Consider the following 23,943-nt stretch of genomic DNA (forward strand, 5'->3'; position numbering starts at 1 on the left):
AAAGCCTCCGGCGGATGTCATGGAATCGGAATGGAGTTGGGCAGATGAAACGTTTTCTAAGTATAATTGGTGCAACTATCTTCACGATGGCATTAGGTATTTCATCTGCTTTTGCTCAGTCTGAAAACTACCTGTCAATTGGAGATTCCTTGGCTGCTGGTCAAACACCTTATCAACAGATTGATACAGGCTACAGTGATTTAATTGCCATGAAATTGGGGATGACTGGGCAATTGAGTTTCTATACAAAGGAGCTCGCTTTTCCAGGCTATACAACAGCTGACGTCTTGAAACGAGTAAAATCAGAGGAAGCAAGTGATTTATTAGCAAATGCAACACTAATTACTGTTTCGGCAGGTGCCAATGATTTACTGCGTCTAGTGCAGGTTAATCCCACTGCCGGTACATTAGCCTTTGCGCAGCTACAAACAGATTATGCATTAAATATTGCTAGAAAAAATATGGCTGAGATTTTGGATGAGTTGAAAGTGCGAGCACCTAAAGCAAAGGTCTATGTAATGGGCTATTATTTTGCATATCCAAGTGTTCACGCTACGCAAAAAGAAGGAACAAACGCACAGCTTGTAAAACTAAATAAGATTTTACAGCAACAGGCAGAGCATGCTGGAGCAGTTTTTATAGACGTATATAATTCTTATGGATTAAACGCTACAAACCTTTTACCCAATATCTCTGATGTACATCCAAATTTTGAAGGCTATCGCCAAATGGCAAATTCATTTTTACATGAATATAGCGGAAGTAAAACACTAGCAATTTCTTCAAACGAACTGCCAAAGCCTAACCCTATTTCATTCGAGCAGATATTAGAACAAGTAGCGAAGGCAGAGCAGAAACAAGTAGAAAAAGAAAAAGAAAAAGAAAAGCCAAGTCCTACTGCGCGTGCCATTCAAGGTGGTTTTAAAGGATACGCTGCTTTTATGGAGAAGGTAAGAGCTAAAGAACTTTTTTAATCATAGCTATTTGTAACAGAGCATCGACAATGATGCTCTTTTTTATGTTTACATCGGGGCGAAAGATAGAATCCTCTGAGAGAGGGATGAAATTGTCAGAGCGACGGAAAGAATTGTCGGAGTGACAGAAAGAAACGTCGAAGTGACGGAAAGAACCCTCGGAGCGACGGAAAGAATCGTCGAAGTGACGGAAGGAACCCTCGGAGCGACGGATAGAACTGAAGCGACGGAAAGAAATGCCGAAGCGACGGAAAGAATCCCTGGAACGACGGAAAGAAATGCCGAAGCGACGGAAAGAAACGTCGAAGTGACGGAAGGAACCCTCGGAGCGACGGATAGAACTGAAGCGACGGAAAGAAATGCCGAAGCGACGGAAAGAATCCCCGGAACGACGGAAGGAACCCTCGGAGCGACGGAAAGAACCGTCGAAGCGACGGAAGGAACCCTCGGAACGACGGAAAGAACCGAAGCGACGGAAAGAATCGTCGAAGTGACGGAAGAAACCCTCGGAGCGACGGAAAGAACCGAAGCGACGGAAAGAAATGCCGAAGCAACGGAAAGAATCCACGGAACGACGGAAAGAAACGCCGAAGCGACGGAAGAAACCCTCGGAGCGACGGAAAGAACCGAAGCGACGGAAAGAAACGTCGAAGCGACGGAAAGAAACGTCGAAGCGACGGAAGGAACCCTCGGAACGACGGAAGGAACCGAAGCGACGGAAAGAAACGTCGAAGCGACGGAAAGAAACGTCGAAGCGACGGAAAGAATCCCCGGAACGACGGAAAGAAACGTCGAAGCGACGGAAGGAACCCTCGGAACGACGGAAAGAACCGAAGCGACGGAAAGAAACGTCGAAGTGACGGAAGAAACCCTCGGAGCGACGGAAAGAACCGAAGCGACGGAAAGAACCCCGGAACGACGGAAAGACCGAAGCGACGGAAAGAAATGCCGAAGCGACGGAAAGAATCCCCGGAACGACGGAAGAAACCCTCGGAGTGACGGAAAGAAACGTCGAAGTGACGGAAGGAACCCTCGGAGCGACGGAAAGAACCGAAGCGACGGAAAGAAATGCCGAAGCGACGGAAAGAAACGCCGAAGCGACGGAAGAAACCCTCGGAGCGACGGAAAGAACCGAAGCGACGGAAAGAAATGCCGAAGCGACGGAAAGAAATGCCGAAGCGACGGAAAGAATCCCCGGAACGACGGAAAGAATCCCCGGAACGACGGAAAGAAACGCTGAAGCGACGGAAGGAACCCTCGGAGCGACGGAAAGAAATGCCGAAGCGACGGAAAGAATCCCCGGAGCGACGGAAAGAACCGGAGCGACGGAAAGAACCGGAGCGACGGAAAGAACCGAAGCGACGGAAAGAACCGAAGCGACGGAAAGAACCGAAGCGACGGAAGGAACCCTCGGAGCGACGGAAAGAAATGCCGAAGCGACGGAAAGAATCCCCGGAGCGACGGAAAGAACCGGAGCGACGGAAAGAACCGAAGCGACGGAAAGAAACGTCGAAGCGACGGAAAGATTCCCCGGAACGACGGAAAGAAACGCTGAAGCGACGGAAAGACCCCCCCGAAGCGACGGAAGAAACCCTCGGAGCGACGGAAAGAATCGTCGAAGTGACGGAAAGAACCCACAGAGTGAAAGAAGGAACTCTCGAATCGACGAATTCCCTTCACCTCAATTCCCCACAATATGGTGAGGATCCTAATTATAATTTTCAAACTAATAAAAGGAAAAACAATCAATCCATCAGCCGTGATAAAATGAAATAGACAGGAGGCGCAAAGAATGAAAATATTTCATACAGCAGATTGGCATTTAGGGAAGCTTGTACAAGGCGTCTATATGACGGAGGATCAACAATATATTTTACAGCAATTTATGCTAGCCATTGATGAGGAAAAACCAGATGTTATCGTTATAGCAGGTGATTTATATGACCGTTCGATGCCCCCGATTGAGGCAGTGAATTTACTAAATGATATTTTCGCGGAAATTATACTTGATAAAAAAATCCCTGTGTTAGCGGTTGCCGGGAATCATGATAGTGCAGGTCGATTGAATTTTGGCAGTAGTTTAATGAGTGATAGTGGACTACATATTAAAGGCCAATTTACGAAAGATCATACCCCGATAGTTTTTCATGATGAGTATGGTGAAGTACATTTTCATCTCGTTCCTTATGCAGAGCCGGCTTCAGTAAGGACTATTTTAGAGGATGATTCCATTAGATCTCATCAAGATGCGATGGGAAAAATTATCGAACATATTGAGCAAAGTTTAGATACGACAAAGCGCAATGTTTTTGTTGGACATGCCTTTGTGACGAAGTATGGAGAAGAGGAAGCGAATACGAGTGATTCTGAACGACCTTTATCAATAGGAGGCTCGGATTGTGTAAGTGCAGCATTGTTTAAGCCTTTTAATTACACAGCACTTGGCCATTTGCATAAAGCGCATTTTGTGTTGAATGAAACGATTCGATATGCTGGCTCTCCATTGAAGTATTCATTATCTGAGCACTTACATGAGAAGGGCTTTTTAATAATTGAGCTAGATGCGCAGGGAGAAGTTACTGTCGCAAAACGAAAGCTTATAGCTAGACGAGATTTACGTGTGGTAGAGGGATTAATGGATGATTTATTGCAATTACCACCAAGTGACGATTATGTATTTGTACGCTTAACAGATACTACGCCAGTAACTTCGCCGATGGAACGTATTCGTACAGTGTTTCCTAATGCGATGCATGTTGAGCGTAAAGCAATACGTCAAGAGGTACCACATGAAATTCAGGCGGTTGAGACAGAGAAGATAGAAGACATCGATTTATTCCGATCATTTTTTACAGATATAATTGGCATACAGCCTGATCAAGATACAGAGCGTCTATTCACAGAGATGCTACAAGAATTATTAGATGAGGAGCGGGAGACAGTAAAATGAAGCCTTTAAAGTTAACGATTACTGCGTTCGGTCCATATAAAAATACTGAGGTTATTGATTTCCAACAGCTTGGTGAACATCGTCTATTTGCGATTTCCGGAAAAACAGGTGCAGGGAAAACGACTATTTTTGATGCTATTTGCTATGCACTTTACGGATCGGGTAGCGGTGAAGATCGTCAGGATACTGCTATGCTTCGAAGCGGGTTTGCAGATGATGATGTCTATACTGCTGTGGAACTTGTTTTTGAAATGCATGATAAGGTCTATCAAATTTTACGTCAGCCAGGTCATATTAAAGCAAAAAATAAAAGTGTTACTGGCAAGAAGATTGAACTCGCTGAAATCAAAGGAGACACCCTTGATTATAGTATTGTAGAAAAACAGCAAACGCTTGAGGTAGATAAAAAGCTACAGGATATAATCGGCCTCACCAAGGATCAGTTTAGTCAAATTGTTATGCTACCACAAGGTGAATTTCGCAAACTGTTAACCTCAGATTCTACGAATAAAGAAGTTATTTTGCGCAAAATTTTTAAAACAGATCGCTTTGGTGTGATGACAAAAAGACTTGATGCGAAACGAAAAGAAGCGGAAAGTGATTTACTGCGTGCTAAACAATTAAAGGAGCATCTTCTTGGCCAAATTGCAGGGGCTTTACCACAACGTTCATCAACTTTATTTACTTGCATTACTACTAATACTGAAAATATGCATCAGTTGAAGAAGGCTCTGGAAGAGGAGCAGACCTATTATACAGAATGTATACAATTAGAACAGCAACGCTATAAAGAGGCGTATGCGCATCATCAAAAAGAGCAAGAATTTTATAGTATGGCAAAAACACTAAATGAGCAATTTGATGAGCAAACTAACCGTCAGAATCGCCTACAAGCATTGTTACAAGAACAAGATATATATAGCGCAAAAGAACGTGAAATTGCATTAGCAGAAAAAGCAGAACGTCTTGTCATACTTGAGCAACAATGTATCGATTTACGTGCTGAGCAAAATCGGAAAGAACAATCCTACCAGCAAGCGATGGCCGAGCAGCAAAACGCAGAAGCTCGGTTAAAGATAGCGCAGGAAAAGTTTAACATTGAAGAGGCGAAAGAATCTGAACGGCAACACGTTCTACAGCAGGAATTACAGCTACAAGCATTATTACCGACATTCGAAGCGTATGAGAATAATCTGCAGCAAATGCAAATAGCTGAACAATATGTTGCAACAGCAAAGCTAGCAGTAGACGATAATAGTAAGATCTTAGAAACAGGACAAATACAAGTCCAGCAATTAGCAAAAACAATTGAACAATATGAAAAACAACTTGAGCCATATGAAAGTTATTTAGAACAGCTACCGAAGCTAAAAGAACACGTATCATTACTAGCGCAAGTCGAAAAATACACGAGAGCAGTTGCAACTGCTGAGCAGGATGTAGCCACTACTAATGTTCATCATCAAGAAAGTAAGCAAGCTCTTAAAAAGCTGGAGCAGCAATGGATTGCGAGTCAGGCAAGTATTTTGGCGCAGCAACTTAAGGATGGAGAGCCTTGCCCGGTGTGTGGTAGTACAACGCATCTCGAAACACATCGTGAGCAATTAGAGATGATCGAATTAGCACAGGTGGAAGCTTTACGAGGAAAGGCTACTACTGATGAGCGCAAGTTTTTAGAGAAAGAGGCTTTCTTGAATTCTACAAAGCATCTTTTACAAGAAGCGCTAGAACAGTTAGAGAAGAATGAGATTGATCAATCGAATCAAGCACAAATTGTAGCTTCCTTGCAAAACTTAGAGCAACAAATAACAATCTTAAAAGTAGTGAGCAATCAATTGTCTGATATACGTATGCAACAAAAGGATCATCGTACACGAATTGAGCAGCTACAAGAAAAGCAAATAAAACTAGAGCAATATTTAGCTGAGAAGACGAAGGAATTGACTAAACAACAAGCAATTGTGGAAGAACAGCAAAAGCATATTCCAGAAAATCTTACGACGCTACAAGCATTGAAGCAGGCGATTACTGATATAGGTTCACAAAAGGTTGCATTACAAGCAGCATGGAATCTCAGTCAACAAAATCTGCAATCTGCCAAGGAAGCAGCGAATAATGCTAGAATGACCGTAGAAATTGCGAAACAGACTTTTGAGGAATTAAAGCTGAAAATGGATGAAAAGCGGGAACAATTTTCAGTAAGTATGACGGAAGCAGGCTTTGAAAGCTATGAAGAATTTGCTACAGGGAAGCGGAGCGTGCAGCAAATAGAAGCTTTACGGAAGGCTTGCAATGATTATGCACTACAAATCCACTCATTACGAGTACAAATTACTGAGGGGGAGAAGCATCTTAAAGGGCAAGAGAAACAAGATTTAACGGCAATGGAAGAAAAGTTAGAGATGCTTCGTATCACATATGAGGAAGCCTTTAAAGTATTGCAACAAATGGAAGGATTTGCGAAGGCTTGTGCAGACTTTATCGAAAAAGTTGAGGGGACCGAGCAGGAGATTCGTTTACTTGAAAAAGAAGCGGGACGGGTGAAGGAACTTTATGCAATGCTAAATGGGCAGAATGAGAAAAAGCTGTCCTTTGAGCGTTATATTCAAATTAATTATTTAGATAAAATTACAGATGCAGCAAATGTCCGGCTTTATCATCTATCCAATGGTCAGTTTGAACTGCGGCGTTCAGATCGCTTAGAAAAGCATGCCAAGCAAAGTGGGCTAGGACTAGATGTGTATGATGCCTATACGGATCAATTACGAGATGTGAAAACATTATCAGGGGGAGAAAAGTTTAATGCGTCTTTAAGTCTTGCCCTTGGGATGGCAGATGTTATTCAAAGCTATCAAGGTAATATTCGCATTGAGACAATGTTTATTGATGAGGGCTTTGGTTCTCTCGATGAAGAAGCGTTAAATAAGGCGATTGATACGCTTATTGATTTACAAGATTCTGGACGTATGATTGGAGTTATTTCTCACGTTGCAGAGTTAAAAGCTACAATGCCCGCTGTATTGCATGTCGAAAAAGCAATGAACGGTCATAGTCAAACATATTTTGAAGTAAAATAAAAAAGGAGGCGTGTTTCCATTGTGTGGAAATACGCCTCTTTATCATTTTTTAGTTATGTTAGGATTAGTTCCTTTCTTTGCAGCAATTACTTTTTTTACAATTGGGATAGCGATAGGTGCTAATTTTACGGCGACTTTGACAACTTTAGATACTTTCACAAAATAACAGCTCCTTAGACTATCTGTTCAACGTGAGTTGAGATGAAACTTATCGAATCACGCGAACAGCTTGAATAATATTCCAAATAACTACTCCTAATGAAATGAGAATGTAAATTGCGAATGAAGCAAACCAAATGATAAGAAAATTATTACTACCTGAATTTAGATCGAAATTGGTGTTGAACGATAAAGTTGAGAAAATAAAGACTACAAATAATATTATTCCGAATGCGACTGGAATTAAATGTGAAATAAGTGCTCGGATAGAGTGACTCTTTACGTCGCTATCTTTTGTGACAAAGTAAACGACTAATGGAACAATAAAGGGTGCGAATAAAATACTGAGATAACTAAAGGCAGATAAAATTTTTTGGTTCTCCATAGTAGTACCTCCTTTTTTAATATTTACGCATGAAAAATGATAAAGTTTCAAAAAAAATTTGGAAGAGGTTGTAATCATGACAATGTTTGCGTACAATGAGGTTGTTCAAATAAATTAAGATGTAACGACCACAAGGGGAGCTGATGATGTCAGCTGAGACTGGGCACGTAATGCTTTGACTCTTCGAACCTGTAAGTTAACACTTGCGTAGGGATGTGGATAGAAACCGACACTTTTACGATGTGAGGCTCTGTCCTGGCATCGTTTTTACCATTATGGATGTCAAATAAGGACATATTTGCTAGCTGATTTCTATTCCTGCTCTTGTATCCTACATCGGAACAAAGGAGAGAATATTTATGGACAATAAAAGACTTTTAATGCTTGTGGAGATTGCGATATTCGCAGCGATTGGCCTTGTGCTAGATCAGGTTTCCTTTAAAGTATGGGCACAAGGTGGCTCTGTTAGTCTAGTGATGGTACCAATAATTTTAATAGCATTCCGCTGGGGCCTTATTCCAGGTCTGACAACGGGTTTACTTATTGGTGTTATGCAAACAATGTTTGGCGCCTATATTATACATTGGCTACAAGGATTACTTGATTATGGTGTTGCCTTTACAGTAGTAGGCTTGGCGGCTGTTGTTCGCCGACCAGTGCTAGATGCAGCCAAAGATTTAAACAAAATGAAAATGGCGCTTTATATTATTTTAGGAACGGTATTAGCTGGCTTTTTACGTTATGCAGCTCATACCATTGCGGGCGCTGTATTTTTCTCAGAGTATGCTGGCGATCAAAATGCGTGGATTTATTCAATCATCTATAATGGAACATATATGCTACCAGCTACGATTTTAACAGCAATTGTTGGTGTTCTGCTATTTACGGCAGCACCTCAATTAATGAAACGAAAATCATAACTATTACGCCCTTCACATGAGTGGAGGGTTTTATTATTATTAAATTTAAAACTAAAACATCCATCTTTAGTGATGACAGTTGATTGAAAAGTAGTATATAAGTTGATTAGAGTGGAGGCTGGGCGACTGCTTGGGGATCAGCGATAGAGGAACGAAGACTAAAACCATCACGTCCTGTGATAACACATTTGTGACCAACATCGTTGCTGTTACCGCCGCCGCTTCGCTTTCGCGCAGATGAACCCCTTTTGCTGCCGCTTCACTTTCGCGCAAAAAACATCTGTTGGCCCGGAGACCCTTCAGCGAAGCGAAGCGGCTCATTGGACGCCCCCATGAAGCGCCCAGTCGGAACGGAAATCAACCCCACGCTTTGCTGAGTAGCTTGTTTTTCAGCACTTTACAATTTAAGGTGGCATATAATATTTAAAGCGTTTGGCGTTTTATGCATAGAAAGTTATGTTATATTAAATAGTAGACATTAGATGAAAGGGACGTTAAAAATGATTGTAAAAACGCAAGAAGAGATTGAAGCTTTTAAAAAAATCGGCCGTATTTGTGCTGAAATTCGTGAGGAAATGAAAGCTGCTACAAAACCAGGTGTAACAACACTTGAACTAGATGAAATTGCAGGCCGTATGTTTGCTGAAGCAGGAGCTATTTCTGGACCTAAAGGGGAATATGATTTCCCAGGATACACATGTATTAGTGTAAATGAGGAAGTTGCACATGGTATTCCGGGTACACGTGTGATTGAAGAGGGCGATATCGTAAATATAGACGTATCTGGGTCACTAAATGGCTACTTTGCTGATACTGGCATTTCATTTGTAGTTGGTGAAGGCTATGAGGATAAAGAAAAGCTTTGTCGCGTAGCTAAAAGTGCTTTCGACCGTGCGATGACAAAAGTAAAAGCTGGATCGAAATTAAACCAAATCGGTAAAGCTGTTGAGCGTGAAGCATATGCTAATGATTTAACAGTGATTATGAACCTAACAGGACATGGTTTAGGTCGTTCTTTACACGATGAGCCAAATCATATTTTAAATTACTATGATGCATGGGATTCGACAATTATGAAAGAAGGCATGGTGCTTGCTGTCGAGCCATTTATCTCAGCGAAAGCTGAGCATATTGTAGAGGCTGGTGATGGCTGGACATTCGTTACGCCAGACAAATCATTAGTTGCTCAAATTGAGCATTCAATTATCGTCACTAAAGACAAACCAATTATTTTAACTTCACTAGATGAACAATAAAAAGCTAAAAATCCTGCTAACCAATTTATTTTTGGTTGGCAGGATTTTTTTTAATAAATAATATACCGACAAGTAACACTCCACATAAAAATAAGGCTGCAGTTGACACAAGTAGCTCATCAAAACCATTATGTAATGCGACCCCAATATAGGACCAGATAAATACACTTGGATAGATAATATCAAAATAATGAAATCGAATATGTAGCGCTATTGCTGCTCCAATCGTCAGTAAAATAACTGCCCAAAGTGGATCACTAAGGCCAAGACCATTCCATTGATAAGATGTTAGCGTAAAGCTTACATTTGTCATCAGGCTAAATGTAACCCATGCTAAATAAACCGAAAAGGGAATACGACCTGTAAGTGAATTATTGCTGAGAGGGTACGTTTTGTACAACTTTAACAAATACATGACTAAAACAAACGTACTGATAATTGACATGATAAATAGTTCGTGATGCCAAACAACAATTGCTAACGCCTGCATGATACATATGCTACTGAAGAGAACAGTCTGTTTAATAGATGTCTTTTTTAGATTAATGACTAACCAATAACCAAGTAACATGTAAACTACAATCCAAATCATATAACTAACATTAAACGGTGCAAATATAACTGGAAAACGATTTAAAATCTCTAAAAAAGAGTGATCGTTTATTTTCATGAAATAGGATGAAAAGGTTAGGATGAGTGAGACAATAAAAGTTATTGTCATCAAAAAAAATCGAGGCATGATTTCTCTCCCTTCGTGTTAAATTGTATAAGGAAAAGACAAATAAGTATAGGACTGTAATATTATATTTTCATTATAACGGAAATTTTCAACAATGTATCGCGTTGTTTCGTTAAAAATATCTACAATTTACCATTTGAATAGTTATCCATATATTTCTTTAGTACAATGGGAATATTCAAATGTAAGGAGTGAAGTTTTAATGACTCAAAATTTAAACGATCTAGATTTATCAGTTAAACTGGATAAGAAGTTGTATAAAAAGAAGTTAAAAGTACTCCAATATGAAATGTTAAATGCTCAACAGTTTTTATTAAACAATAAAATTGGGCTAATTCTAGTATTTGAAGGTATGGATGCTGCAGGTAAGGGTGGCGCTATTAAGCGTCTAATTGAACGTGTTGATCCACGTGGCTATGTCGTACATCCAATTTCAGCACCTCAGCCTCATGAGCTACGCTACAATTATTTACAACGTTTTTGGCGAAAGCTGCCACAACATGGGCAAATCGCTATTTTTGATCGCTCATGGTATGGTCGTGTATTAGTTGAGCGTATTGAAGGATTTGCAACGAATGAAGAGTGGTCTCGTGCATACGAAGAAATTAATAATTTTGAAAAGATTTTAACAGCAGGAGATTATATTGTTATTAAGTTTTGGCTTCAAGTATCTGATGAGGAGCAGCTTAAACGTTTTAATGAACGTGAAGAGGATCCATATAAGTCTTGGAAGCTAACAGATGAAGACTGGCGAAATCGTGAAAAAACACCTCAGTATATAGAAGCTGCCAATGAAATGTTTGAGAAGACCGATAAGAAAAGTGCTCCATGGGTTCTAATACCAGGAGACGATAAAAAATATGCTCGTGTACAGGTGCTGCAAGAAACACTAGCACATATTGAACGTGAGGCAAAAAAACGTGGCCTACATTTAACTAATATATTAGACACAGAGCATTTAGAAGATGCTGAATCGTCTAGCCTTGAATTGCTAGAGGAAAAGCCTAAAAAACAAAAACAAAAAGTGAAATAATGTTATGGATGCTGTAACAACAAGACGAGATGTTTTAGTTGTAGCAGCATCTTTTTTTACATACAATAAAGTAAAACTTCAATCAGTGGGTTATTTTCCCACTGATTGTTAGTTGAACCAATCGGGCTTTTACGGTCAGTTAATCGTCTACTATGTCGACTACAATCTTCATTTAGAGCGAGGAAAGACATTTACTGACCGTTAAAGCGGGATAAAGTAAAACTTCAATCAGTGGGTTATTTTTCCACTGATTGTTAGTTGAACCAATCGGGCTTTTACGGTCAGTTAATCGTCTGCTATGTCGACTACAATCTTCATTAGAGCGAGGAAAGACATTTACTGACCGTTAAAGCGGGATAAAGTAAAACTTCAATCAGTGGGTTATTTTCCCACTGATTGTTAGTTGAACCAATCGGGCTTTTACAGTCAGTTAATCGTCTACTATGTCGACTACAATCTTCATTTAGAGCGAGGAAAGACATTTACTGACCGTTAAAGCGGGATAAAGTAAAACTTCAATCAGTGGGTTATTTTTCCACTGATTGTTAGTTGAACCAATCGGGCTTTTACGGTCAGTTAATCGTCTGCTATGTCGACTACAATCTTCATTTAGAGCGAGGAAAGACATTTACTGACCGTTAAAGCGGGATAAAGTAAAACTTCAATCAGTGGGTTATTTTTCCACTGATTGTTAGTTGAACCAATCGGGCTTTTACGGTCAGTTAATCGTCTGCTATGTCGACTACAATCTTCATTTAGAGCGAGGAAAGACATTTACTGACCGTTAAAGCGGGATAAAGTAAAACTTCAATTCGGTGGTGATTTACCCATAAACTGGGCTCATTACTAAAAGTTGCGCATGATATTTGTTAAAGTTTATACCATATATAAGTTGATTGGAGTGGAGGCTGGGCGACTCCTAGGGGATCAGCGATAGAGGAACGAAGGCTAAAACCATCACGTCCTGTGATAACGCCTTCGTGACCAACATCGGTGCTGCTGACGCTGCGTTAGCACTACGCTTTCGCGCAAAAAACATCTGTTGGCCCGAGACCCTGCAGCGCGGCGAAGCGGCTCATCGGACGCCCCCAGGAAGCTCTGCTCTGCGCGAAAGCGAAGCGTCAGCGGCAAATGTTTTCTGTAGCGAAAGCAAAGCGACAGCTACAAAGCGCACAGTTGGAACGGAAATCAACCACACGCTATGGTGAAGATTCATAAATTGTTTGTTAACCATTGAAAATGAACTCAGGCATTAAAAGCGTATTGACAATTATCGGAAGGTAAGTGTGGGAAAATGGTGCTTAAAATTTGGAGATTATTGAGGAAAAAGGGTGAAAATGTGGTATCAATTCAAGGGGGAAAATGCTACATTCGCACATTTTATGAAAAAGATGCACAAAGTTTAACCGATCTCGTAAGTCGCAATAAATACTTTTGGTCTACATATGAACCGTTACAACGACCAGAATATTATACAATTACTGCTCAATATAAAAAAATTCAAGAAAGCTTATACTTAATGGATTCGAAGAGGGAATTTACATTTGGTATTTTTGAGCCGGATACAAATAATCTAATAGGACATATTGCTCTTTATTCAGTAAAACGTTTACCGTATTCCAGTGCGTTTGTTGGCTATGCGATGGATGAAATTTATATTGGAAAAGGAATTGTCACAGAAGCAGTTAATATGGTCGTGCAATTTGCGTTCGAGCAAGTAGGCTTACATCGAGTAGAGGCTTATGTTTCAACACAGAATAATCCGTCTATCCGAGTCTTAGAAAAGGCTGGATTTCAGCGTGAGGGTCTTTTGAGAAAGCTGCTGTACATTAATGGTAATTGGGTGGATCACTATATGTATGCACGTTTAGAGGGTCAATAAAAAGAAGCGTCTATCTTTCGATGTTTGAAGGATAGACGCTTCTTTTTTCTATTGTTTGCTACCGTCTATGATTAAATCAAGGCGGCCAGTATTTGGATCAATCACTAATCCATGAACAGGCACGTCTTTAACCATTAACGGGTGATTACGAATTGTATCGACGCTTTTCTTTACACTCGTTGAGACGTCACCAAAGCCACGTAAAAACTCTTTTAAATCAAAACCTGAATATTCTATCGTGTTGATAGTTTCGGGAGTAATCCCTCTAGCAACCATTTTCTTTAACATTGCTTCTGGGTCAACTGCACTCATACCGCAGTCGTAATGTCCAACAACATACACCTCATCTGCTTGTAGTTCATAAACAGCTACAAGTAAACTACGCATAATTGCACCAAAAGGGTGACTAACTAATGCCCCAGCACTTTTAACGATCTTAACGTCGCCATTACGCAAATTCATAGCTTTAGGTAATAGCTCTACAAGTCGAGTATCCATACAAGATAACACAACGATGCGCTTATCAGGATACTTTGTTGTAATAAAAGGCTCGTATTTTTTTTCTTGAACGAAATCTTCATTAAACTTAAGAATATCTTGTAACATTGCCATGAAAAATTGCTCCCTTCCTTACAGGAATTATTTTAGAGCAAAACTATAAATATGCAAATAATAATGACAATATTCACGCAATTTTTTTGAAAAAAAAAGAAGTTTAGTAATTTATTTAGCGAATCGAAATAATAAAACATCCGCCGGAAGATAAATAAAAAAACAGCTACTTAATGTAGCTGTTTTCAATGAAATTAAAATTTTTCGTGTGGTTTTGGATCTACAGTTACTGAAGACTTAGAATCTAAACCAACTTGTAGGTAGTGGATGAAGAATGCCAAAGAAATTAGTAAAACGGCTGAAAAACCTAATACAGTCGTAATGAACATAATAAAAGCTCCTCTCTACTAAAATGATCTACAATATTATCTAAAGTAATTATACAATAGGTTACTAGGAAAATCTAAGGAGAATTTATGACATCCATAACATACCTAGTCTAGACTAATGTTAGTAGGTATAAATTACTTGAAATATCCAGTTAACAAAACAAAAAATCAAATCTTTTCACCTATTTGAAGTAGTGTTTGCTATATTAATTTGCCTAGAAGTAATCATAAAGTAATGTACAGAGTTTTGACTTAGTCCATTCTTTAATAGCTCTTCAATGAACATCTTCTTCCTCCTCAAAAAACAAAAAGTTATAGGCAATCCTCTCGAAAATATTTAGAGACATTAATATATTGAAGAATAATAAATAAGACTGTGAAATAGATGATTGGTGTGGTACTAATGCTATTTTATAAAGATAATGCGCACTTCCTCTTGTCCTAAAAATTTCTTGTTCTTGCTTAGTCTTAACATCAACAATTTGCCCGTTTTTATATGTAATGTAACTTCTTTTAGTGAATGTTTTTTGTACCGTTTTTATATGGTATTTTAGTAATTATCTGAACTGTTTTTTAATTATTGGTCGAATTACTTATATGAATACGTGGATCTTTTTGGGTAATTAATCTTAATTCTGTAACTAGTCCAGTAAAATTTAGTAATTTTGTGTCGAAAAATAATAAAAAATTCTTAAGTTTTTTCAATTGAAGACAATTTAGTGTATTATTCTTAATTCAATATAATCAAATATGGTCGAAAAGTGCATAAAAAGCATTTATTACATCGAAAAAAAAGTGAAATAAATTTATACTATATTAAAATTATGGAAAAAAGGACGAAATAATACTTAATAGGAGATTTGGAGGTTCTAGAATGGATATATCGTCGATTGTAGGGTTAATTGTTGCGCTAGTTGCGCTATTAACAGGAATGGTGCTAAAGGGTGTAAGTTTAAGTGCGTTTTATAACCCAGCTGCTATTCTAATTATCATCTTCGGTACAATTTCCGCTGTAACAATTGCCTTCCCAATGAAGGAGTTAAAGCGTGTACCAAAGCTATTTAAAATTCTTTTTAAAGAAACAAAATTAGCAGATGATATTGAGATTATTAAGATGTTTTCACAATGGGCTGATTTAGCTCGCCGTGAAGGTCTATTAGCGCTTGAAAGTAAAGCTTCAGAGATTGAAGACCCGTTTTTAAAAAATGGACTCACATTAGCAATTGATGGTCAGAATGCAGACTATATTCGTGATGTCCTAACGGAAGAAGTCGAAGCGATGGAAGAACGTCATGCTAGTGGTTCTGCAATTTTTACACAAGCTGGTACATATGCCCCGACTTTAGGGGTACTTGGTGCGGTAGTAGGATTAATCGCCGCATTAGCAGATATGAATGACATAGAAAAGCTAGGACATGCTATTTCAGCTGCTTTCATGGCTACATTATTAGGTATTTTTACAGGTTATGTTTTATGGCATCCATTTGCGAATAAATTAAAACGTAAATCAGCTATCGAAGTTAAGCAAAAAAGAATGATGATTGAAGGCATCCTTTCTGTCTTAGAAGGGGAGGCTCCACGTGTTATTGAACAAAAATTATCTTCTTACTTAACAATGGAAGAACGTCGTCAAATATCTGATGAAAGCGGGGCGGGCGGCCTTGGCAAAGAAAGCTAAGAAAAAAAAGCATGATGAACATATCGATGAGTCTTGGTTAGTTCCGTATGCAGATATTTTAACACTGCTATTAGCTGTATTTATCATATTATTTGCATCCAGTTCAGTAGACCAAGAAAAGCTAGAGAGAATGTCCGCGGTGTTCAGTCAAGTATTTGATGGTGGTACAAGCTTTTTAGAGCAGCCTTCACCGATACAAAGTCCGAATGCAGAAAGTGACCAAACACCACAAACGCAGCAAAATTCGGCTTACTTGAAGGATCAGCAGGAGTTAGCTCAAATTAAAGATAGTGTTGATAATTTCATCGCTGTTCATGAGATGGAAGGTCAATTCGCAACAGCGATGACTGATGAGGGATTACTTGTTACAATTCGTGATAGTATCCTGTTTGATCCAGGGAAAGCGGATATTAAACCGGAGTATAAGCCAATTGCAAAAGAGCTTGCAGATGTATTGGTATCTAATCCTCCACGTAATATTGTTGTTACGGGTCATACGGATAATGTTCCAGCTGGTCCAAACTTCTCTTCTAACTTACAGCTCTCGGTGTTGCGCGCAGTAAATTTCGCAGAACTTTTATGGAAGAGTAACCCGAAGTTAGATGGTCGAAATTTTAGTTCACAAGGTTATGGTGAAAATCGTGCCATTGCACCGAATGATACTAAAGAAGGGCGTGCGAAAAACCGTCGTGTAGAAGTGTTAATACAACCACTCGTAACTGAGGATGGTTCTGCTGCAAAAAATACAAAATAGAAAAAAGCTATTAGCAAACGGCTTTGGTGCCTTTATTGCTAATAGCTTTTTTTCAAAATCTTATTTATTTACGTAAAGCTCCTAATTCAGCAACGATAGCTTGCATCTCGCTTGGGCTAAAAGTATCGCGCTTCATGATCATTTCGTATAAATAGACTAGATCTTCGTAATTAGCTTCATCAAAATTTTCCGATTTCATCGCATCAACATTAACCATGCGAAGCTTGTCTTTCATTTGATCAATCATATAAATAACGTTTTCTTTTGACGGTACTGATAAATCCATTATTTTAAACCTACCTTTCGTAATCCTCGAAAATATCATTTCATTGAATAAAAAAAATGTCAACACTGTATTTCGTCATTGCTTTAAAAATAGACTGTTATTGGGTAGAATAAGGGCAGTAAGCAGTTTTACTTTTTTCGGCGTGTGTCCCAAACACCTGCTGAAATAGAGGACTCAGTCTGAAAACGTCACATCTTATGACAACGACTGAGTGACCAACGTAGTGTTGGCCAAAAGCCTCCGGCGGATGTCACGTAATCGGAAAGGAGTTCTTTGAGCTGATTCCGGATGCGATTATGCCGAGGTATAATTCATTTAATTTTTCTAAAATACATTTACTAAAACAGGGGGTATTTAATATGGGACGAAGTAAATTATTAGCATCTATCGTAGTTGGTGCTACAGTTGGTGCTGCATTAAGTATGTTTGACCGTGCGACGCGTGAGAAAACAATAGCTTCAACGAAAAAGATGAAAGAAGCAATATCTTATTATTCAGCCAATCGGGAAGAATTACAAGTACTGGTTGAAGAAAAAGTATTGGCGGCTAAAGTGCTATGTGAAAATGTTTCAGAAAATGTCAATTCAATCATTGATAAAGTTGATGAATTTAAAGAATTACCTTTCACAATCGAAGGCATGATTAAAGATACGAAATCTGCCTTTTCTTTGCCTGATAAAGAATAGTTGTCGTACAGGAGGGAATTTGTATGGAAAAGAAAAAAGCATCGATACATACAGCTGTCGGTGTGGTGAAATCATTTGTCTCGCCAGACGAAGACACTGTAGATGTGATGACATCAAGAGGCTTTATGCAAGATTTAATACTACGCTTCCGGCGAGTTGACATATCAGCTCTTGCAGCGCAATTGGCTTATTTCTTTTTACTGTCTTTTTTCCCACTATTAATTTTTCTAGTTACATTACTACCATATTTGAATTTAAAGTCGACGCAAGTGTATTCATTTCTAGTGAATATTATGCCGGACGAGGTATATAGGCTTATTGAAGATACGTTAGATGAAATTTTAACAAACCGAAATAGTAGTTTATTATCCGTCGGGATACTTGGGACAATTTGGTCTGCTTCCAAAGGAATTAATGCATTAATTAGAGCCTTGAATAAGGCCTACGATACAGAAACTAGGGGCAGTATTTTAGATCGAGGGTTATCCCTTGTTTTCACCTTGGCATTTGTCGTTGTTATTGTTGTTGCTCTACTTTTACCGATTTTTGGGCAACAGGTGGGACATTTCTTATTTTCGATTGTTGGCATTGAGGAGCAATTTGAAATAATCTGGTATAGAATGCGCTGGTCGATACCACCTCTACTTATTTTTATAGTTTTAATGGGGATATATAGATTTGTTCCAAATACAAATCCCCGTTTGAAGTTAATGGGAGTTTGGCCAGGGGCATTGTTTTCAACTCTTGCCTGGCTGGTAGTAACATATGCTTTTTCTTTTTATATTAATAATTTCGCGAATTTTTCCTCTACATATGGCAGTATTGGTGGAGTTATTATTTTAATGCTTTGGCTATATTTCACGGGGATTATTTTAATTTTTGGTGGCATTTTAAATGCGACGATGCAGAAAAAAGTATTGCAAAAAGAACTTATGAAGCAGAAGACACTAACGAAAAGTTAGAATTATTGAAAAGAACAGCCTCGCTATCACGTTTTGTGATACGAGGCTGTTTGTTTTAGACGTTTTTGTTAAGCATACGTAAGCCGTTTAAAATAACTAAAATGGTGCTTCCTTCATGTCCAATTACGCCTAGAGGTAAATCAACGACTTGTAAAAAGTTTGAGGCGATTAATAAAACGATAACACCGATTGAGAAGAAGATGTTTTGTTTAACGATACGTTGCATTTTACGTGATAAACGTACTGCATAGGCGATTTTTGATAAGTCATTTTTCATTAATACGACATCTGCTGTTTCCAAAGCAACATCTGTTCCTTCTCCCATAGCAATTCCGGTAGTCGCAGTTGCTAATGCGGGTGCATCATTAATACCGTCACCGACCATCCCTACGAATTTATGCTGAGAAAGAAGTCGTTTCATCTCAGTCACTTTTGTTTCAGGTAGACATTCAGCAACATATTCTGTCACGCCTGCTTCCTTGGCAATTACCTTTGCTGTCTTCTCGTTGTCGCCTGTTAGCATGACAACATTAATACCTAGCTCTTTTAGTAATGATACTGCTTTTTTTGCTTCACTGCGAACGGTATCCTTTAAGGCTGCCAATGCGGCGATACCATCTTTGTCACGAATGAAAATAACGCTTTTTCCTTCTGAGGCAAGGTTTTCTGCTGCACCATTTGCAAAATCGTTTGCCTCATCTAGACCAACAAAGTCTGGTTTCCCAACAAGATATTCGACTTCATTAACGTAACCTTTAATACCCCAACCTGGGATATCTTCTATAGTGGCTTGAGCAAACTGTGTGATACCTTCTTTTCTTGCGAATGAAGTTATTGCTTGAGCAAGTGGATGATTCGATTGTGCTTCAATACCTGCAAGGACTGCCAGTGTATTTTCTCGGTCTAATCCTTCTCGAACAATAAAATCAGTAACGGTTGGTTTACCCTGTGTTAAAGTACCTGTTTTATCTACTGCTAATGCACGTAATGCACCTAGATGCTCTAAATGTAAGCCTCCCTTGAATAGCACACCGTGTTTTGCACCATTTGAAATTGCTGCAAGTGTTGCCGGCATAATGGATGCAACAAGCGCACATGGCGAAGCAACTACAAGGAGTACCATTGCTCGATAGAAAGTTGTTGTCCAGTCCCAACCGAGTAAAAAGTGAGGTAGAAACATCATTAGAGCGACAGTAAGTAGAGTGAATTTCACGTAAGTACCTTCGAATTTTTCAATAAACTGTTGAGATGGAGATTTTTCACTCTGAGCACTTTGTACAAGCTGGATAATTTTTTGGAATAGTGTTTCAGAATTCGGTTTTGTCATTTCCATTGTAATGGCGCCATTTAAGTTCACTGTACCTGCAAATACCTCATCACCTTCATGCTTTGCCACTGGAAGAGGCTCACCGCTAATAGCGGATTCGTCGATAGAAGACTGTCCTTTAAAGATTACACCGTCTGCTGGTACACGTTCACCAGGTTTTATGAGCAGGTGATCTCCAATTTGTAATGTGGAGACAGCGACTTTCATTGGTTCAAAGTTACCGCGAACAAGCCAAGCCTCTTCGGGTTGCAAATTCATGAGTGCCGAAATTTCACGATGACTTTTATTCATTGCGTATGTTTCAAGAGCACCACTTACTGCAAAAATGAAAATTAAAATGGCACCCTCCGTCCAATAACCGATTGCTGCGGAACCAATTGCAGCTAATACCATCAATAGTTCAACATTAAGCTCTTTATTTTCAATGGTTTCTTCAATACCTTCTTTTGCTTTAGCGAATCCACCAACGCAAAAAGCAACAATATATAAAAGAATAGGAGCTGTTGTTTGTCCGCTAGTGTCTAAACGCCAGGCAAGTAAAATAAACAAACCTGCTATAAGGGCAGCGATTAATTCAGCATGTTCCTTAATTTTCTCAATTATATTTGAATTTTCTCGATTAGAATACTCCATACTTATCCCTCCTGATAATGAAAATCAATATCAAAAACCTTGTAAAACAGTGTATATAAACAATTTAGAATTGAAAAACGTTTTCGATTAGCTCCTCTCTAATTTAGAATTATTATAACAAAGGTTTTTGGAAAAAGAAAGTAAGAAATTTGAAGTGATTTTTAAAGAAAGGGGATAAAAGTAGTCCAAGATCGAGATAGAGGCAATTATGGGGTTTTTTGAATTAATTTTGAACATAAGAAAAGCACAGCTATTCATAGGAATATTCTGTGCTTTTTAAATTTGTGCAGGCTCATCATCATAAAGTAGGGTAAATTTCCGTTTCGGCTGGGCGCTTTAATGGAGGCGTCCAGCCTCACTTTTAATCAACTGACATACATAAATATCATACCCAAAATTGGTGATGAACCATAAATTATTCAATTTTCACTACTAATCTAATTATAAAAAGATAATTTTCCTATTAGAATACACGTTCAGCGTGTAGTGCAAGTTTTTCTAGGGATGATTTGTCTACATCTGCGTGTAGTGAGTTACCATGAGAGTCCATTGTTACAACAGCTGTGAACTTCTCAACTTTTAAGTGCCACATTGCTTCTGGAATACCAAATTCCATTAGGTCAACACCTTCAACACCTTTAATGCAGTCTGCGTAGTACTGTGCAGCACCACCGATAGCATTTAAGTACACACCACCGTGCTCTTCTAATGCAGCAAGTGTTTTTGGTCCCATACCGCCTTTACCAATTACAGCGCGGATACCGAATTTTTTCATGATGTCACCTTGATATGGCTCCTCACGAATAGAAGTAGTTGGACCAGCAGCCTTTACTGTCCAGTTGCCTTCTTCGTCTTTTGCCATTACAGGGCCACAGTGATAAATAACTTGTCCATTAAGATCAACAGGAGCATCGTGGCTCATTAAGTGATGGTGAATTGCGTCACGGCCAGTATACATACGACCAGTAATTGATACAACGTCACCAACTTTTAGAGCACGAATTTGTTCTTCAGTAATTGGTGCAGTAAGTTCTACTACATCTGTAGTAGTATCTTCTGTTGTTGCTGCAACTTCATCTTCTTTAAATGTGATTTTTTCGCCTTCTTGGTAATGCCAGTTAATGATTTCACCAGTTTCAGGATTGATGTCTACAGCCATACGACGGTATGCCCAGCAGTTATAAGCTACTGATACGTAGAATGATGCAGGGATACGGTGCATAACACCAATTTTACAGCCAAGTAATGTTGCTTCACCACCGAAGCCCATTGTACCGATACCGAATGTGTTTGCAGTTTTCACTACATACTCTTCTAATTTAGCAAGATCAGGATTTGGATTTGTATCTTCCACATGACGGAATAACTGTTCTTTTGCTAAGTCGTAACCAGAAGAGCGATCTCCACCGATACCTACACCGATGAAGCCAGCTGAACAGCCTTGTCCTTGTGCTTGGTATACTGAGTGAATAATACATTTACGAATACCATCTAAATCACGACCAGCGCGGCCAAGACCTTCAAGTTCACATGGTAGGCTGTATTGAATGTTTTTGTTTTCACAGCCGCCACCTTTAAGGATTAATTTAATTGTAATATAGTCTTTTTCCCATTGTTCGAATTTCATAACAGGAAGACCGTCACCAAGGTTATTACCGCTGTTTGCGCCTGTTAATGAATCAACCGCATTTGGACGTAATTTTGCATCTGCAGTAGTATCGTTAATAGCTTTTTTAATAGCTTCTTTAATTTCTAATTGGTTTACACCAACAGGAGTATAGATTTTGAATGTTGGTAGACCAGTATCTTGACAGATAGGTGATACATTATCTTCTGCCATAATAATATTATTTGAGATTGTGTCTAAGCTCATTGCAGCACGAGTACCAGCATTCTCAGCTTCTTTAGCTTTCTTAATTGCACGTCGTACGTCTTTTGGTAGATTAGTAGATGTTTCTGTAATTAAATCGTAAAGACTTTTCTCCAAAGTTTGGATATTCATTTGGTATTGCCCCCCATAGAAAATTTGATTATTTCCACGATACATTATACTCTTTTCAACTAATGAAAAAAAGAGTTCAACTCATTGTGGTCGGAATTAAAGGTCTATTCTCAAAAAGAGGTAATATAAATGTGAAATTATGTTATTTACCGTTAAGCTATTATTAAGATATTGAAGCAGGGGAATAAACAATATCTTAAGAAGAGTATAGTAGGAAACGAAGGTATTTCCTGAGAAACCGATCGATTTTGAAAAAAGCCGATAACTTTTAGAGCAAAGCTTTCATCACATTTGAAGCCAAGCCGATCGAATAACCATTGCTAAAAGGGAACGTTTGTTCTATAATTAATATAAAATTTACTTTAGGAGGTAATAATATGAAGCTACTTAATTTACCTGAAGCATTTGAACAATATAGGACTCTAATAGAGGAAACGATACAGCCTACTGTATTTATTGAAACGGAAGAACGAAAAACATCTTTATTTGAAAGTAAGTTTGCGGGAGATCCATATTTTCCGCTGTCAATGGAATATCCGAAAAATCCTGAAGGGCAACCATTAAAATTACTAACACAAATAAATTTTGCAGATATACCTAATCATTTACCAAATTTCCCTAAAGAGGGAATTTTACAGTTTTATATTGATGGCTATGATGATGTATTAGGGATGGACTTTGATAATGGTCAAAATCAGGAAGGCTTCCGCGTTATTTTCCATGAGCATATTGTCAGTGATGAGTCACAGTTAGTACGAGACTTCTCATTTGTTGAAGCGAATGAAGAAGAATTATACTTTCCGGTGGAAAAAGAAATGGCATTGTCCTTTGGAGCAGGCTGTGAACCATTATCAGCAAGTGATTTTAGAAGTGAAAAACTATATGCGAAGATCCTTGCTAATATAGAAGACAATGATAATTTAGTAGACTCATTTTATGAAACATTAAATAGTACAGGTCATAAAATCGGGGGATATCCATTCTTTACACAAGAAGATCCAAGAGCTTATGGTGACTATACAGATTCTACAATCTTGTTGCTTCAAATTGATAGTATAGGTGAACATATTTTATGGGGTGATGTTGGGGTCGGTAATTTTTTCATCACTGAAGATGAGCTGAAACGTAAGGATTTTAGTAAAGTTCTATATAATTGGGATTGCTATTAACCGAAAATGGAACAGAAAAAAAGCAAGTGGATATAGAGCCTCCACTTGCTTTTATCTTCATTCAAGAAATCTTTTCTGTGCGAAAGCGAAGCGTCAGTTACAAAAGACTTCTACCTTTGAAGATGGTGAG

25 protein-coding genes and 1 riboswitch are annotated in these 23,943 nt (G+C 38.7%); of the genes, 14 read left to right on the top strand and 11 right to left on the bottom strand.

Annotated elements, in window-relative coordinates; genetic code table 11:
- Nucleotides 1-44: 44 nt before the first annotated feature.
- Nucleotides 45-974: an SGNH/GDSL hydrolase family protein gene (locus JNUCC51_RS14915; protein ID WP_337988706.1), complete on the top strand. Its 930-nt coding sequence runs from the start codon at nt 45-47 to the stop codon at nt 972-974.
- Here the strand turns inward: JNUCC51_RS14915 and JNUCC51_RS14920 are convergent.
- Complete coding sequence (locus JNUCC51_RS14920) at nt 958-1,542, bottom strand: hypothetical protein (RefSeq protein WP_337988707.1); 585 nt, start codon at nt 1,540-1,542, stop codon at nt 958-960. The two genes, JNUCC51_RS14915 and JNUCC51_RS14920, sit on opposite strands and share 17 nt — an antisense overlap.
- Between JNUCC51_RS14920 and JNUCC51_RS14925 the strand changes: the two genes are divergently transcribed.
- The 4 genes from JNUCC51_RS14925 (at nt 1,517) to JNUCC51_RS14940 (ending at nt 7,001) form a co-directional block, all read left to right on the top strand.
- Nucleotides 1,517-1,834 (top strand): hypothetical protein, encoded by a 318-nt coding sequence (locus JNUCC51_RS14925; protein ID WP_337988708.1) that lies wholly within the window; start codon nt 1,517-1,519, stop codon nt 1,832-1,834. The genes JNUCC51_RS14920 and JNUCC51_RS14925 overlap by 26 nt on opposite strands.
- Nucleotides 1,835-2,042: 208 nt before the next feature.
- Nucleotides 2,043-2,750, top strand: coding sequence for a hypothetical protein (locus JNUCC51_RS14930; protein ID WP_337988709.1), 708 nt, complete (start codon nt 2,043-2,045; stop codon nt 2,748-2,750).
- Nucleotides 2,751-2,766: 16 nt separating this feature from the next.
- Entirely contained in the window at nt 2,767-3,924 is a 1,158-nt protein-coding gene (locus tag JNUCC51_RS14935) for an exonuclease SbcCD subunit D (protein WP_337988710.1), read from the top strand.
- On the top strand, nt 3,921-7,001 hold the full coding sequence (locus tag JNUCC51_RS14940) for an SbcC/MukB-like Walker B domain-containing protein (RefSeq protein WP_337988711.1): 3,081 nt from the start codon (nt 3,921-3,923) through the stop codon (nt 6,999-7,001). Before JNUCC51_RS14935 ends, JNUCC51_RS14940 begins: the two co-directional genes overlap by 4 nt.
- A gap of 42 nt (nt 7,002-7,043) precedes the next feature.
- Here JNUCC51_RS14940 and JNUCC51_RS24925 read toward each other — a convergent pair whose 3' ends face one another.
- Together JNUCC51_RS24925 and JNUCC51_RS14945 are read right to left on the bottom strand one after the other, a co-directional pair.
- On the bottom strand, nt 7,044-7,160 hold the full coding sequence (locus JNUCC51_RS24925) for a hypothetical protein (protein ID WP_490356150.1): 117 nt from the start codon (nt 7,158-7,160) through the stop codon (nt 7,044-7,046).
- A gap of 49 nt (nt 7,161-7,209) precedes the next feature.
- A complete protein-coding gene (locus tag JNUCC51_RS14945; protein ID WP_049668833.1) occupies nt 7,210-7,545 on the bottom strand; it encodes a magnetosome magnetite crystal formation protein family in 336 nt (111 codons plus the stop codon).
- Between the two features lie 123 nt (nt 7,546-7,668).
- Nucleotides 7,669-7,776: riboswitch (TPP riboswitch) on the top strand.
- Between the two features lie 128 nt (nt 7,777-7,904).
- On the opposite strand from JNUCC51_RS14945, the gene thiT reads away from it, so the two are divergent.
- Nucleotides 7,905-8,465, top strand: coding sequence for an energy-coupled thiamine transporter ThiT (gene thiT / locus JNUCC51_RS14950; protein ID WP_134026023.1), 561 nt, complete (start codon nt 7,905-7,907; stop codon nt 8,463-8,465).
- Between the two features lie 66 nt (nt 8,466-8,531).
- On the opposite strand, the gene JNUCC51_RS14955 is transcribed toward thiT, so the two are convergent.
- Entirely contained in the window at nt 8,532-8,786 is a 255-nt protein-coding gene (locus JNUCC51_RS14955) for a hypothetical protein (RefSeq protein WP_337988712.1), read from the bottom strand.
- A 179-nt stretch (nt 8,787-8,965) separates the two neighbouring features.
- Between JNUCC51_RS14955 and map the strand changes: the two genes are divergently transcribed.
- Nucleotides 8,966-9,721 (top strand): type I methionyl aminopeptidase, encoded by a 756-nt coding sequence (map, locus tag JNUCC51_RS14960; protein ID WP_337992243.1) that lies wholly within the window; start codon nt 8,966-8,968, stop codon nt 9,719-9,721.
- A 25-nt stretch (nt 9,722-9,746) separates the two neighbouring features.
- Here the strand turns inward: map and JNUCC51_RS14965 are convergent, their stop codons facing one another.
- Nucleotides 9,747-10,460, bottom strand: a complete 714-nt coding sequence (locus tag JNUCC51_RS14965; RefSeq protein WP_337988713.1) for a TspO-related membrane protein — start codon at nt 10,458-10,460, stop codon at nt 9,747-9,749.
- 202 nt (nt 10,461-10,662) lie between these two features.
- On the opposite strand from JNUCC51_RS14965, the gene JNUCC51_RS14970 reads away from it, so the two are divergent.
- Together JNUCC51_RS14970 and JNUCC51_RS14975 are read left to right on the top strand one after the other, a co-directional pair.
- On the top strand, nt 10,663-11,493 hold the full coding sequence (locus JNUCC51_RS14970; RefSeq protein ID WP_337988714.1) for a polyphosphate kinase 2 family protein: 831 nt from the start codon (nt 10,663-10,665) through the stop codon (nt 11,491-11,493).
- 1,294 nt (nt 11,494-12,787) lie between these two features.
- The gene (locus JNUCC51_RS14975) at nt 12,788-13,375 is read left to right on the top strand and encodes a GNAT family N-acetyltransferase (RefSeq protein ID WP_337988715.1); all 588 of its coding nucleotides are present in this window, start codon (nt 12,788-12,790) and stop codon (nt 13,373-13,375) included.
- Between the two features lie 48 nt (nt 13,376-13,423).
- Here the strand turns inward: JNUCC51_RS14975 and JNUCC51_RS14980 are convergent, their stop codons facing one another.
- The 3 genes from JNUCC51_RS14980 to JNUCC51_RS24830 all read right to left on the bottom strand — a co-directional run bounded on the left by JNUCC51_RS14980 (nt 13,424) and on the right by JNUCC51_RS24830 (nt 14,858).
- On the bottom strand, nt 13,424-13,987 hold the full coding sequence (locus JNUCC51_RS14980) for a beta-class carbonic anhydrase (protein ID WP_337988716.1): 564 nt from the start codon (nt 13,985-13,987) through the stop codon (nt 13,424-13,426).
- Between the two features lie 194 nt (nt 13,988-14,181).
- A complete protein-coding gene (locus JNUCC51_RS14985) occupies nt 14,182-14,316 on the bottom strand; it encodes a hypothetical protein (protein WP_268637179.1) in 135 nt (44 codons plus the stop codon).
- Between the two features lie 275 nt (nt 14,317-14,591).
- Nucleotides 14,592-14,858 (bottom strand): aminopeptidase, encoded by a 267-nt coding sequence (locus tag JNUCC51_RS24830; protein ID WP_443137005.1) that lies wholly within the window; start codon nt 14,856-14,858, stop codon nt 14,592-14,594.
- A gap of 332 nt (nt 14,859-15,190) precedes the next feature.
- Between JNUCC51_RS24830 and motA the strand changes: the two genes are divergently transcribed.
- Both motA and motB read left to right on the top strand, forming a co-directional pair.
- Nucleotides 15,191-15,994, top strand: a complete 804-nt coding sequence (gene motA, locus JNUCC51_RS14990) for a flagellar motor stator protein MotA (RefSeq protein WP_049668840.1) — start codon at nt 15,191-15,193, stop codon at nt 15,992-15,994.
- Nucleotides 15,978-16,748, top strand: coding sequence for a flagellar motor protein MotB (gene motB, locus JNUCC51_RS14995; RefSeq protein WP_337988717.1), 771 nt, complete (start codon nt 15,978-15,980; stop codon nt 16,746-16,748). The genes motA and motB overlap by 17 nt, the downstream gene beginning before the upstream one ends.
- A gap of 64 nt (nt 16,749-16,812) precedes the next feature.
- On the opposite strand, the gene JNUCC51_RS15000 is transcribed toward motB, so the two are convergent.
- On the bottom strand, nt 16,813-17,034 hold the full coding sequence (locus tag JNUCC51_RS15000; RefSeq protein WP_049668842.1) for a DUF1128 domain-containing protein: 222 nt from the start codon (nt 17,032-17,034) through the stop codon (nt 16,813-16,815).
- 359 nt (nt 17,035-17,393) lie between these two features.
- On the opposite strand from JNUCC51_RS15000, the gene JNUCC51_RS15005 reads away from it, so the two are divergent.
- Both JNUCC51_RS15005 and JNUCC51_RS15010 read left to right on the top strand, forming a co-directional pair.
- On the top strand, nt 17,394-17,720 hold the full coding sequence (locus JNUCC51_RS15005) for a YtxH domain-containing protein (protein WP_337988718.1): 327 nt from the start codon (nt 17,394-17,396) through the stop codon (nt 17,718-17,720).
- Nucleotides 17,721-17,743: 23 nt separating this feature from the next.
- Entirely contained in the window at nt 17,744-18,682 is a 939-nt protein-coding gene (locus JNUCC51_RS15010) for a YihY/virulence factor BrkB family protein (protein WP_337988719.1), read from the top strand.
- 55 nt (nt 18,683-18,737) lie between these two features.
- Here JNUCC51_RS15010 and JNUCC51_RS15015 read toward each other — a convergent pair whose 3' ends face one another.
- Nucleotides 18,738-20,642, bottom strand: coding sequence for a heavy metal translocating P-type ATPase (locus JNUCC51_RS15015; RefSeq protein ID WP_337988720.1), 1,905 nt, complete (start codon nt 20,640-20,642; stop codon nt 18,738-18,740).
- Between the two features lie 463 nt (nt 20,643-21,105).
- Nucleotides 21,106-22,644, bottom strand: coding sequence for a fumarate hydratase (locus tag JNUCC51_RS15020; RefSeq protein WP_337988721.1), 1,539 nt, complete (start codon nt 22,642-22,644; stop codon nt 21,106-21,108).
- A 377-nt stretch (nt 22,645-23,021) separates the two neighbouring features.
- Here JNUCC51_RS15020 and JNUCC51_RS15025 point away from each other — a divergent pair, with 377 nt between their 5' ends.
- Entirely contained in the window at nt 23,022-23,813 is a 792-nt protein-coding gene (locus JNUCC51_RS15025) for a YwqG family protein (protein ID WP_337988722.1), read from the top strand.
- The last annotated feature ends 130 nt before the right edge of the window (nt 23,814-23,943 follow it).

Origin of the sequence: Lysinibacillus sp. JNUCC 51 (assembly GCF_015999525.1) — a bacterium.
In the GTDB taxonomy this organism is placed as follows: domain Bacteria; phylum Bacillota; class Bacilli; order Bacillales_A; family Planococcaceae; genus Lysinibacillus; species Lysinibacillus xylanilyticus.